This window comes from Priestia sp. YIM B13551 (genome assembly GCF_042787905.1).
Taxonomy (GTDB): domain Bacteria; phylum Bacillota; class Bacilli; order Bacillales; family Bacillaceae_H; genus Priestia.
The window spans coordinates 1,070,224-1,082,312 of record NZ_JBHZOX010000001.1 but is presented as its reverse complement, the minus strand read 5'-3'; the positions used below and the strand labels follow the sequence as shown (position 1 = coordinate 1,082,312).

The window sequence follows — 12,089 nt, the reverse complement described above, 5'->3', positions numbered from 1 at the left end:
TTAAACTAATCTGTTCGGTTTGTTGAAGAAGATAATACATATGTAAATAGCCCATAAATTCATTAGTGGACCATTTATTTTTTTAATGAATATGATATATATGTTTAGTTACCATAATGGATTTTCTAGGAATCTTTATAATAAAAAAGATTTGGAGGAGAATACTATGTAAAAAAGTAAAGGTGGCTTCAACCTAATATGTATCGAAAAATAAATAATAAGCTAAGCTTTATTTTAATTATGGGTTTTATATCTATGATAGCAGCATTTGCCCAAACTCTTTGGTTACGAAACACTTTAGAAGATCTAGAAAGACGAATAACTAAAAAGTTCAATAATTATAATTGAAAATACATACTATTATGCATCTTAAGCAAACTACTCAAGACGCTGTGAAGCATCCATTTGGAAATCCTCATGGTTTATAGAGTTGACAACATGCATCGCAGAAAACCACTGATATAAGCCAGTGGTTTTTCTGTTTTTAAGCTGCATATCTTATACATCTTTAGTTAACATAATACAGTTAGGAACAAAACAGCCTATACGACTTTACTTATTACTTTCTCTTACTCCTATGAAATAGGTATCTATAAATATTTGTCGAACTAATTAATACCTCATTAAAAAAGAGTCAAAGTAAAAAATACAATAAAGGGAGGAATTAATTTGCAAACTATGTTCCATTATAACTGGTTGGTTAGAGAAGAGTGGTATCAATGGTGTGAGAATATTCCACTAGAGGAATTGCTTAGGAAGCGAACAGGAGGGGTAGGAGGAATACTACATACTCTCTTTCACATTGTTGATGTAGAGTGGAGTTGGGTTCGTATTCTTCAGGGAAAAGATGATTTCCAAGAGATTTTTGAGGAATATCAAAGCTTAGAAAAAGTTCGGCAGCTAGATACAAACTTTCAGCTTGAGGTAAGAGAATTTGTTAGGTCTTGGAATGTAGAAAAAGAAAATAATATTCTTTATGATCCACAACCAGATGGAAGTATAGTAACTGATACTTGGGGAGAAGTTATGCGTCATATGATTGCTCACGAGATACACCATATTGGACAATTATCAGTATGGGCTAGGGAAATAGGAAAAAAACCGGTTTCAGCCAATCTTATTGGTAAAGAGCTTAGTCATACATTGCCAAAAACTTAATTTAATGAACTTTATTGCTAGATTTCATGGGTTATAGTTAAGAGAATATGGGCTTTTAAGTTTCGGCAGCTTCCATTATACGCGATACTCTTTACTAGTTACGGTAGGAAGGTACTCTTAAGAATACCCTCCCACCTAACTTAACTAACTATATGATATACACCTTGCTTATGCAATTAAAGGACACTTGAAGAAGGGCTCCTCTAAATTTCAAAGAACTAGTTATCAATGAATATAACTTCAATAAGATATTTGGAATGGTGAAATGAATGGAGAAACAGATTCATAATTATATAGACAAGAAAACAGAGGAAATTATAATAAAGAAGCTTAGAACTGCCGGTTGTGTTTTTGCAGAGAATGAGGCTCGGTTACTTATTTCAGAGGCTCAGACATTGGACAAACTCACCGACATGGTGGAACAGCGAGTAACTGGTCTTCCCCTCGAACATATTATTGGTTGGGCAGATTTCTGCGGTATTCGAATAGAAGTGGAACAGGGAGTCTTTATACCACGCCCGCGCACCGAGTTTCTTGTTAAACAGGCAGCTTTTCTTGCTACTCCAGGATCCATCATAGTTGACTTGTGTTGTGGTACGGGTGCAGTTGGAGCCGCGCTGGCCAAAGTCATAGGCCTCATTGAGCTGTATGCAACCGACATCGACCCAACTTCAGTAAAGTGTGCACGTCAAAATACTACTTTCTTTTGGGGGAATGTGTATGTATGAAGGTGCATTCTGCCGAAGAATTAAAAGACTATTTATCTTTTATGGGCAAGTTTTATCAATACTCCATGTCGAACACAGCTCTTATTCAGGAACAGTTCTTTGGTGCTCAAGCTGTTGGGTCATTTAAGTTTTGGAAAGATAAAGGGTTCTCTGTCAATAAAGGAGAGAAAGGCATTAAAATTCTTGTGCCAAATAAAACGGTTCCCAAATTCAAAGATGAAAATGGGAAATTAAAGTCCATTACTAAAGCTACTTCTCAAGAAAAGAAGCTCATTCAAGAGGGGAAAAAAGAAGTCACTCAAGGCCGACTGTACTTTTCAGTCGGCCATGTTTTTGAAATTTCACAAACGAATGCAAAAGCGAGTGATTTACCTAAGATTTTCCCCAATCGTTGGTTAGAAGGCAACGTGGAGGACTACAAAGCACTTTATAAAGGGATGGAAGCCATTGCCAAAAAGAATGGTATTTCTATTATTCAACCAAAAGAGGAGCTTGGAGCTGCAAAAGGAGTTTCTTATACATTAACAAAAGAAGTTGCGTTGAATCCTCGTAACTCTGAACGTCAAAATGTAAAGACTTTGGTGCATGAGTTAGCTCATGCGAAACTTCATACAAAAGAGACACATCTAAACTATACAGCTGCCGAAAAAGAATTTCAGGCAGAAATGACAGCTTATACCGTTTCTTCTTACTTTGGCATTGATACGAGTGAGTATTCGCTTGATGGGCGGCAGACGATGTCTGCATAACAAAGTGTCTTAAGACACCGTTGAGAGTGGTAACACTCTCTTAGGGTAGTACAGTACCTACGACCTAATCCCTCCCCCGTAGTTAAGATTGCCCTTAGCTCCGAAAATAAAGTTGGGTCAGCTTGGAGGGTGAAAGTTGGGGTGGTGAGCCAAGAGGATTGTAGGCAAGAAGCCATTCCTTCAGGGTGCGGAAGTCTATTATGGTTAGCAGGTTAATTGCGAAGTTGAGATGGGTGGGGGAAGTAAGTAACCCATGAACGAAGAAATCCTTGATACGTTCATTGCACTTACCAATACGAATAATCGAGGCGTTGAGGACATGATTAAATTAAATCGTGAGGATGGTGCTCTGTACAAGTAGTCCATCTAAGTGACACACAGCCACAGATTGTGGAGCCATCGGAAGACAACCTACGGATTTCCATATGCGTGTTATGTAGATAACCTGCAAAGGTTTTCTGTATTGAGAAGGGTGAATATTCGCGGAAATACAGAATACCAAAAGACGTGTTAGAGTAGTCTGCGATTGGTAGGTAAGATCAAAAGTTTTACTGAAAGCTATTTAGTTTAGCGAGGGAATAACCCTTTCACACTTATATCGAAGGATATAAGACACTACTTTATAGGTGACTATAAAATAGTGCTGGCGAATGACACGAGGTCAACCGTAAGTAATACAAACTTTAGAATAGGAGGCGAAGCCCCATGTTTGACGCTATGGAGAGTATTGCTTATCTATCCCGAATTGCTCTTAAAAAGAAAGACCTACGATTTAAAAACTTATATAAATTAGTCACGCGTAAAGAGTTTCTTTTACATGCTTACGACTCAATTGAAGGAAATAGAGGGTCCAAAACAGCTGGAATTGATAAGATAACGAAGGTAAATTTAACAAATGAAAACAAGCACGATATGATCGAAATGCTGTCTAGTTCTCTATATGATAATAGTTATCGTCCTTTACCTGTTAGAAGAATAGAAATTCCCAAAAGTAACGGTAAGAAACGTCCTTTGGGAATTCCAGCATTAAAAGATAGAGCTGTGCAATCTGCGGTTAAAATCATACTGGAAGCAATATATGAACCTCTGTTTCTAGAATCTTCACATGGATTCCGACCTAAGAGAAGTTGTCAAACAGCAATAAGTAAAATTGTTTGTCGTAAGTTCGATTGGGTTGTGGAAGGTGATATAAAAGGGTGCTTTGACAACATTAAACACGGTAAATTATTAAACCTCCTTAGGAAAAGAATTGCAGATGAAAAGTTTATTAATTTGATTGCGAAATTCCTTAAGAGTGGCTATCAATTAAGTTTTGGTACAGATGGAAGATATCCAATCTATGAGACAAGTAAGGGAACACCTCAAGGAGGCATAATTAGCCCTATTCTTGCCAATGTCTATCTGCATGAGTTTGATAAATTTCTTACACCAATGTGTAAGAAAATGGATGACAACAAAAATAGAAATTCAAAACCTTATCAGTACTACAATAACAAGGTAGTAAGACTGGCCAGAGCACTGAAAGAAGGAAGAACTTCGTATAATATTTTTGTTAAAGACGACATTGCTGATGATAACTCCAAGGATAAAAGAATTCAATTGAGAAATCGACAAGAAATGGTTGATATGCTCCGTAAGCTAAAGAAAATAAGGAAGAACCTTAATACTCGTACTAATGAAAACTATCATTCAAACAAAAGTCTGGGCTATGTTCGTTATGCAGATGATTTTGTTATTTTAATGGGGAACTATCAAAAAAAGGACGCTGTGGAATTAAAAAGAAAAGTCATGTCTTGGTTTACGTCTGAACTCGATTTGGAATTAAGTCCTGAGAAGACAATGATTACACATTCAACCAAAGGCTTTTCATTTCTAGGATATGATATCGTACAGATACCGTCAGGTAATGGAATAGGATACGGCAGATTTGCAAAGGTTTATGTTCCAAAAGTTAAATTCAAAGCTGTCATTGAAAAGATGGAAAAGATCCTGAAAATTTATAGCGTAGGTATACCAGATATAATTGTGAGTCTTAACAGACTTATTAGTGGATGGAGTAATTACTTCCGAATAGCAAATAACTGGAGCACTATAAGTTCTAAATTAGACCGAATCTTATACTGGAAGATCATGCATTGGATTGGTAGGAAATACAAGTGCCAAATCCCTCAAGTGATTAAAAAACATGTTAGAAACAATGTTACAGCTTATGGTACAACTAATCAAAAGATTATTGCAAATAACGAATATAAAACTTATATATTAAGAAAGTTCAGCGACTTTAAATACGTTACCTCAAATGAAATAGCAAATAAAGTAATGAAGATTGCCTATGAGCCTTGGTTTAGAACACCTGATAATGGAACAATAGAAAAATCTATTGGAATCCTTAACTCAGGACACTCTGTCGAGTTTAAAGCTGAATTAGTAGAAACTGAAGGAGAATTCTGTAGCAAATGTGGGAAAAGTGAGGGGAAATTCCAAGTACATCACACAAAAATGATAAAGAGAGGAAAAAGAAAGGATATTCAGGCAAGGCGACAGGCTAGCAAAGATATTCCTAAAGTCTATTTGTGTGCAACATGTCATAAGGATATTCACTCAAAAGCTGGAACAATAAAGGGATAGAAATGATTGATCGTGAGCCGTGTGCAGGGAAACTTGCTTGCACGGTTCTAACGGGGGCTGGAGGAAAACACAGTTCGGCTGGGCGTCCTCTTTCTACCCAATTACCTGTCACACTGGACGAAAGGAAAGAGCTTTGAAGATAAAACCAAGCTTTTAAAAGAAGTACATGAAACGTCAGTTGGTTTTATTGAAACAATTGAAGAGACTTTGGTAAAAGAACGAGAAAAAAATCAGTCACCGAAAAAAAACGATGAAAAACAGCAGCAAGCAGATCCTCTTTTTCCTCAAAACGTGCAAGAGAAAATGAAAGAAGGTTATGAAGACTATAAGCAAAAGCAGCAAAGGGAATCCGTACAAAATGTAGATAGCATTTTAGATCGTGTCACGGCTGAAGAAAAATATTATTCAACCAAAACACAAGCCATCAAAAATGGATGGATGACAAAAGAGGAAGTCGTGAAGCTTGAGCATCAGATCGATTCGAACATCACTAAAAACGAGAAGGGAATCATCAATGGTCAAGTTCAAGAGAAATCTCTTACTTTTCAAGACTGTATGGAAGTGGGTAATCACATGCAAATCCAAAAACGTACAGGCACCACCAAAAAGAAAAAAGAAGATCAGGAACTCGAAAGGTAAGGGAGCGTAAAAGCTCTTTTTTTTATGCCCAAATATGAATTAAACGGAGGAATCGACAATGAAAAAAGTAACATCTCTTTCAAATGACCAATTCAACACCCTTATTGCAGATAAACGCGAATTAAAGAAGTTCATGAAGCACCCACAAAATGAAAAAATCGAGGCAGGTTGGGCAAACATCAGTGGGGAACAGCTGCAAAACATACCTTCTGGTGCCGTTTACTTAACACAATCAGCTATAGGAGAGGAAAAGCCGCAGGTTTTACTTGTTTCTACTAATGAAAGAGGGCAAAAACAAGCCTATGAAAGTGAAACAACACTTGATTTTTTAAAGAGTCATGACGTGAACCCTGTTTTAGAGAAAGATCGAGAAATGCAGCTCAAAACAAGCTACATTCAGTTTTTACAGGCTCATGACAAAGAAAAACCTCAAGATATTGATAGTATGTTAGCTCGTGTGAATGCAGAAAACGATTATGTCATGTTGAAATCAAGTGCTTTAAAGGAAAATACCTTCACCCCTGACCAATTGAAAGGCATGGAGAATGAGCTTTCTCATCAGTTTCAAGCACGAAAACAGGCACAAGAGAAGGACCGATATCAAGAAGATTACAAACAAGAGGTACTAGAAGTTATGCAGCAGCCTAGTGAAGAGACACAGTATAAGCAGCTGTTTAAACAAAGCTTGTTAGCTCAATTAGGCATATCAGATGAAAAAGATTCTTCTAAAGAAGCGAAAAAGGAAGCTGAAGCAGAAAAAGCTCCTGTCGAAAAGCAGCTTAAGCAAGAAACACCTCAAGAGAAAGAGCAGCGTTTGGCCAAAATGAAGGAGTTTGAACAAAAGCATTCCTTTGATAAGGTGTACAAATTGAAACAAGAGGTGCTGCAGGAATTGAAAGAATTAAATTTGACTGATTCTCAACGTGAAAAATTAACCAAGCTTGAAAAGGCATTAGATATGGAGAAAAAGGATCATGACAAGCAGAAAAAAAAAGAGAAATCGCAAAATGGGTTTACCAAGTTTTTCGCACGGAGTAATGGAGCAAATTCTTCAAAGAAACGGAAAGAAACACAAGAAATAGAACGCTAAAAATGGCAAATGGTTGGAAAAGAAAGAGGGGGGCTGAAAAGCTTCCTTTTTTCATAGGGTGAAGTGAGGGAGGGATTTAGATGGGAGAACGAAAACATGTCAAGGAGGAGGAGGTTATGAAAGCGCGAGATATTGATTTGTTGTCGTATCTGGAAGCCAAAGGCGAAACCTTTGTAAAAGAAGGAAAGTACTATCGCCATACGGAACATGATAGCTTACTCATCAAAGGGAATATGTATGCTTGGAATAGCCGGAATGAAACAGGGTATGGAGCGATCAGTTTCGCTCAAATGTATTATGGGATGTCGTTTCCACAAGCTGTGTTAGATATTAATAAAGGCGATTATAAAGAGCTTTCTCATTCACATGAGCAACCGTCAATTTCACCATCGAAAGAGCCTTTTCGCTACCCAAAAGAGTTAGAAGTAAAGGATCAAAGCAAAGTAAAAGACTATCTCATAAAAGAACGTAAAATAGATCCTCGATTAGTTAACTGGCTCCTTCAAAAAGATTTAATCGCCCAGGATAAACGGAACAATGTCGTGTTTAAATGGCGTGAGCACGGAGGAAAAGGAAAAGTGATTGGGGCGGATCGGCAAGGAACAGCTTCAATAAAAAATAAACGAGGTTCTTTTAAACAAGTCTTACCGAACGATAACCCGTATACAGGCTTTTCAATCGATGTCGGACATCCAAATAAGATTCATTTTTTTGAAAGCCCAATTGATCTTCTTTCTTATTGGAGTATACAAGAGAACCAATTGCAGAATACACGCCTTATTAGTATGAATGGCTTAAAACCTAAAACTGTTGCACAGTCTTATATCGAAGCTCGAAGAGAAGGCTTAAACATTAAAGAAATGGTGTTAGCTGTCGATAATGACCAAGGAGGAAAAGAATTTATTGACAAAATGAACCAAATCGTGAATGCTGATTTAATAAGAGCAGATATTCCAAAGGGAGCGAAAGACTGGAACGAAGAATTAAAGAAGAATGGAAAAAGCATTCAACCTGTGGCATCACGTCTCCGGAATAAACAAACTGAACAGGAGCTTTCAATGAATGGATAAAGTGTTTCAAAGTGTATTTTATCTTTTTCTTATCATCATTTTATTTAAACTTTCTACATTTGCTTATCGTGTGATTCGTGAACGGAGGTATATGAAAGAGTTAGCCCAATCAGGTATGCCTTATATTGATAAGATGGATGGGTATCAATTTGAGGTATATTTGCGAGCACTTTTTCAACAACTAGGATACAAACCACAGATAACACCAAAATCAGGTGATTTTGGGGCTGATCTAGTGATGAAAGGTAAAGAAAAAGTTGTGATTCAAGCCAAACGGTATAGTGCTAAAAATAGGGTCAACCTTTCAGCAGTACAAGAAGTGTACGCAGCAAAAGCTTATTATAAAGCGAACCAAGCTTGGGTTGTGACCAATAGTTATTTCACGAAACAAGCAAAAGAGCTTGCAGCTGCATGTGATGTGACCTTAGTGGATCGTGCGGATCTTCAAAAGTTTATTAATGAAGTTAATCCTGTTTTTAAGGCACGGGAAATCTTTGAAAATATCACACCAGAAGCTCGTCAGTGTCCGAAATGTGGGCAGGATTTAGTCGTACGAGAGGGGAATGGCACTCGTTTTTTTGGCTGTTTTGCTTTTCCTTCTTGTCGTCACACAGAAAAAATTAATAAGCAATAAAAAGGACCTCTCTTTTATGGGTGGTCTTTTTTTATATGTAGTTTTAAGACGCTGAAATTTGCATCGAATGACCAAAGTTCAAAGTTATACGTAGAATAAAAGTTAATTTCGTCAGAGAGCGTTTCTCAGTAAGTAATAAAACGGATATCTCGTAAGTAATTGAGAATAAAAATGAAGGTTATTCAAATAATAAAAGTAGTTTACAAATAACTGGAGGTTCGCTATGCGATCAGATAATCACTTTGTAGTGCTATTATTCTTTTCTATTATGGGTGTTGTGGCAACTACTGTTTTCAGCAGCATTATTATTTCTCAGAACAATCGTCAATTAAGGAGTAGAAAGTAAGTATAAAAAGAGGTCAACTTGCTGTAAAGAAAAGTTGGCTTTTTATTTATTAACTAATCGTTGCGGAAAAAGCGCCTTTCCATTTGGAGGTGCTTTTTTCATTTTATATAAAAATATAAAAAAGAGGAGAATTTTTATGAAAAATATCTTTATTAAGTCAATGACCGTTTTTACGTTACTAATGATCGTATTATGTGGGGGCAATGAAGGGAAAGCAGAAGCAGCAAGCAAACCAGCGAATCAAGATTTGATTATCATTAACAAGTACTACAACAAGCTTGCGTGAGAATGCATAATGTAGATATTGAAAAGTTTTATGATAAAGTTCAAGTGGGTACACTGGTTGCGATTACTTATTCCTATAAGAGCTTTGTTGATCTAACTAAGGTTTACGGGTATACGTTCAAAGGCTACAAGTTAAAAAATAATTGATAACGAATCAGTATTTCGTGTTTTTATATTACGGAATGCTGCTTTTTTGGTAAATAAAGTATCATTAGTGCTACAAGATGTTTCATTTTCTATACATAAATGTATCAAAGCATATATAACATAGTTCTCATGGTATACTATCGAACAATGACAAAACATTGTATATGCAGCATGCTTTGTTCATTTTCTGCTTTGGAGGGACAATTTCATTGCGTATTGTTCCTCCTTTTTACTTTATATAAAAAACATTGTAGAATGCAATTTATAAAATAGGTTTAATAACTAACTATATGAGTAAACTATCCAATAGAATGTTCACTCTACTATATAAAGGTGGATTCAATATAAATGAATTACAAAGTTCGTAAAGTCTTTCTTGTAATCCTTGGTGTTTCTGCTATTCCTTTTGCTATTCTCCTTCTTACTGACTGTTTAGTTCGAACATCCAGCAAAAATTAATTTACATCCTTTCTCTAACTACAAACGTAAAATAAATAGTATCTTGAGCCAACTACTCAAGACGTCGTGAAGCTTCAATCTTTTGGTTAAATAAATGTAGCAGAAAAAACTACCTTCCTCTCGAAAAGTGAACTGAACCCAAAATCATTAGAGTTTCTTTGTCTAACAATGGGGGTGCAGTTCACTTTAGGTATTTTTTCTTTATTTATTGTTCTCTTAGTGGTAGAATTCTCTCCAAAAACCACCTAATGAGTAAAGAAATGAATATAAAACCAATGAAAGAAAGCCAATGAGAAAAGTTATGTATCTCATACATTCCTGCCCATATAAATAAAGGCTCTATCAGATAAGAGAATAAAAATGAGGTAATAACGATATATAGGAAGTATCTTCTCCATGTTTTCCCGTAATAATAAGCTAAACTAAATGCAACAGGGATGACAGTTAAGTCAGCAGGAAATAAGGGTGGAACCATGAAAAATAATTTGATAGGGTATCCCCATAACAATGTATCAACTCCAATTACATCTAAGACAATTGAAATGATTCCCATCGACATAGCAAATGCAAATACATGTAGGCGGTGCTCCTGTTTAATAAGATACCCCCATATAATCCAAGGTAGAATAGAAACTATAAGCAAAACCCACCATTGCCATGTAAATAGGTCATAGTGAAGCCAATACTGATATCCGGCTTCCTTTAGGTCACTTCGAATATCTTGTACTTGATCATAAGAAGGGTAGGTCATAAATACTCTTTCTCCTCTCTACATACACTCGATAAATGCTTTTTTATTCATATCCTTCCCAAAATATTGACAATTAAAATTTATTGTTTTTTCAATGTATATCCGATTCATTTTTAGTTTACATAAAAAAATTATCGGAAATGACATGCTAAAACCCCTTTTTATTAAGAAAAAATTCATATCTATTACTAAATTAGTGAATATTATGCAAGAGGTGATAATGTGGATAAGAATAAGTTAAAACTCACATCTTCCGAAATAGGAACACTATGGGGAGAGTATGTGAACGGAACGATGACAGATGTAGTAAATAAATATATGTTCTCTATTATTGAGGATGAGTCAATAAAGGCCATTTTTGAGGATGCTATCAATACCTTCGCAAAACAAAAGAAACAAATCGTAGCTTTTATAGAAAAGGAAGGGTTTCCAGTTCCAATTGGATTTACTGAGTCTGACCTCAATAAAGGTACTAAAAGATTATTCACTGATATATTCTGCTTGAATTATTTACATATCATGACGTTACATGGCTTACTAGGACATACAACCTCATTAGGTGTGTCTGTCAGAGAAGACTTACGTCACTTCTATGATACATGTGATAATGATGCAAAAAGGATGTATCATCAAACGATTGAATTATTACTTGAAAAAGGGGAGTTTCAGAGGGATCCCTATTTTTATCCTGCTAAGAACCCTGAATATATTTCTAGCCAGGATTTTTCGGATGGGTTTTTCGGGAAAGGCAGACGTTTAACTGCAACAGAAATCATAAGTATTTCTTTTAATCTTAAAAAAAGCATTATGGCTAAAACCCTTTCTATTGGATTTAGTCAGGTCGCTCGATCAAAAGAAGTAAGAAAATTTCTAGAGGCTTCGGAGAAAACAGCTGATGATCAAATACAATCCTTTTCAAAAATCATGCACGCAGATAATTTACCAGTTCCTAAATCGTGGGAGACAGAAGTAACAACTTCAACAGATTCTCCTTTTTCTGATAAGTTAATGATGTATCATATTGGTTTCTTGTTCCAAGCTGCACAAGCATATCACGGAACAGGTTTAGCATCAGCCATGCGAACAGATCTTGTAACAACTTATGAAGGCATCATTCTCAAAAATCTAATGATAACAAAAAAATGGTTTAACATTATGGTGAAAAATAAATGGTTAGAACAACCACCACTTGCTCCTAACAGAAAAGAAATAGCAAAAGAAAAATAATAAAATTCAATATTTTGAGCAAACTACTTAAGATGCAATAGAGCATCAGCTTAACATCTATATTTCAACGACTAGGAAAACTGCTGAAACAGGATCAGTAGTTTTTTCTGGTTTTGAGGATATATACGAGATACAAATCCAGTTAACATAATGTGATTTTCTGGTTACAAAAAAAGCC

Annotated in this window: 11 protein-coding genes and 2 pseudogenes; 12 read left to right on the top strand and 1 reads right to left on the bottom strand. The window is 35.8% G+C overall.

Annotated elements, in window-relative coordinates; translation table 11 throughout:
- Positions 1-669 precede the first annotated feature (669 nt).
- From ACFX4N_RS05495 to ACFX4N_RS05445, 11 genes and pseudogenes are all read left to right on the top strand, one after another.
- Positions 670-1,158 carry a DinB family protein gene (locus ACFX4N_RS05495; protein WP_029321126.1) on the top strand — a complete coding sequence of 163 codons (489 nt, stop codon included), beginning with the start codon at positions 670-672 and terminating at the stop codon, positions 1,156-1,158.
- A 293-nt stretch (positions 1,159-1,451) separates the two neighbouring features.
- Positions 1,452-1,880 (top strand): annotated as a pseudogene (locus ACFX4N_RS05490) (methyltransferase); the annotation flags it as partial.
- 2 nt (positions 1,881-1,882) lie between these two features.
- Positions 1,883-2,608 (top strand): annotated as a pseudogene (locus tag ACFX4N_RS05485) (ImmA/IrrE family metallo-endopeptidase); the annotation flags it as partial.
- A gap of 732 nt (positions 2,609-3,340) precedes the next feature.
- The gene (locus ACFX4N_RS05480) at positions 3,341-5,263 is read left to right on the top strand and encodes a reverse transcriptase domain-containing protein (protein WP_377260968.1); all 1,923 of its coding nucleotides are present in this window, start codon (positions 3,341-3,343) and stop codon (positions 5,261-5,263) included.
- 2 nt (positions 5,264-5,265) lie between these two features.
- Complete coding sequence (locus ACFX4N_RS05475) at positions 5,266-5,400, top strand: hypothetical protein (protein ID WP_377260965.1); 135 nt, start codon at positions 5,266-5,268, stop codon at positions 5,398-5,400.
- Positions 5,401-5,470: 70 nt separating this feature from the next.
- Positions 5,471-5,902, top strand: coding sequence for a hypothetical protein (locus tag ACFX4N_RS05470; protein ID WP_377260962.1), 432 nt, complete (start codon positions 5,471-5,473; stop codon positions 5,900-5,902).
- Between the two features lie 58 nt (positions 5,903-5,960).
- Entirely contained in the window at positions 5,961-6,992 is a 1,032-nt protein-coding gene (locus ACFX4N_RS05465; RefSeq protein ID WP_192100681.1) for a hypothetical protein, read from the top strand.
- An 80-nt stretch (positions 6,993-7,072) separates the two neighbouring features.
- Positions 7,073-8,062: a DUF3991 and TOPRIM domain-containing protein gene (locus ACFX4N_RS05460; RefSeq protein ID WP_057274786.1), complete on the top strand. Its 990-nt coding sequence runs from the start codon at positions 7,073-7,075 to the stop codon at positions 8,060-8,062.
- Positions 8,055-8,696: a restriction endonuclease gene (locus ACFX4N_RS05455; RefSeq protein WP_192100682.1), complete on the top strand. Its 642-nt coding sequence runs from the start codon at positions 8,055-8,057 to the stop codon at positions 8,694-8,696. The genes ACFX4N_RS05460 and ACFX4N_RS05455 overlap by 8 nt, the downstream gene beginning before the upstream one ends.
- 223 nt (positions 8,697-8,919) lie before the next feature.
- A complete protein-coding gene (locus ACFX4N_RS05450; RefSeq protein ID WP_274598748.1) occupies positions 8,920-9,042 on the top strand; it encodes a hypothetical protein in 123 nt (40 codons plus the stop codon).
- Between the two features lie 136 nt (positions 9,043-9,178).
- The gene (locus ACFX4N_RS05445) at positions 9,179-9,328 is read left to right on the top strand and encodes a hypothetical protein (RefSeq protein ID WP_244659729.1); all 150 of its coding nucleotides are present in this window, start codon (positions 9,179-9,181) and stop codon (positions 9,326-9,328) included.
- Between the two features lie 810 nt (positions 9,329-10,138).
- On the opposite strand, the gene ACFX4N_RS05440 is transcribed toward ACFX4N_RS05445, so the two are convergent.
- Entirely contained in the window at positions 10,139-10,684 is a 546-nt protein-coding gene (locus ACFX4N_RS05440) for a CBO0543 family protein (protein ID WP_057274789.1), read from the bottom strand.
- 222 nt (positions 10,685-10,906) lie between these two features.
- Here ACFX4N_RS05440 and ACFX4N_RS05435 point away from each other — a divergent pair, with 222 nt between their 5' ends.
- Entirely contained in the window at positions 10,907-11,911 is a 1,005-nt protein-coding gene (locus ACFX4N_RS05435; RefSeq protein ID WP_192100683.1) for a DUF3231 family protein, read from the top strand.
- Positions 11,912-12,089: the final 178 nt, after the last annotated feature.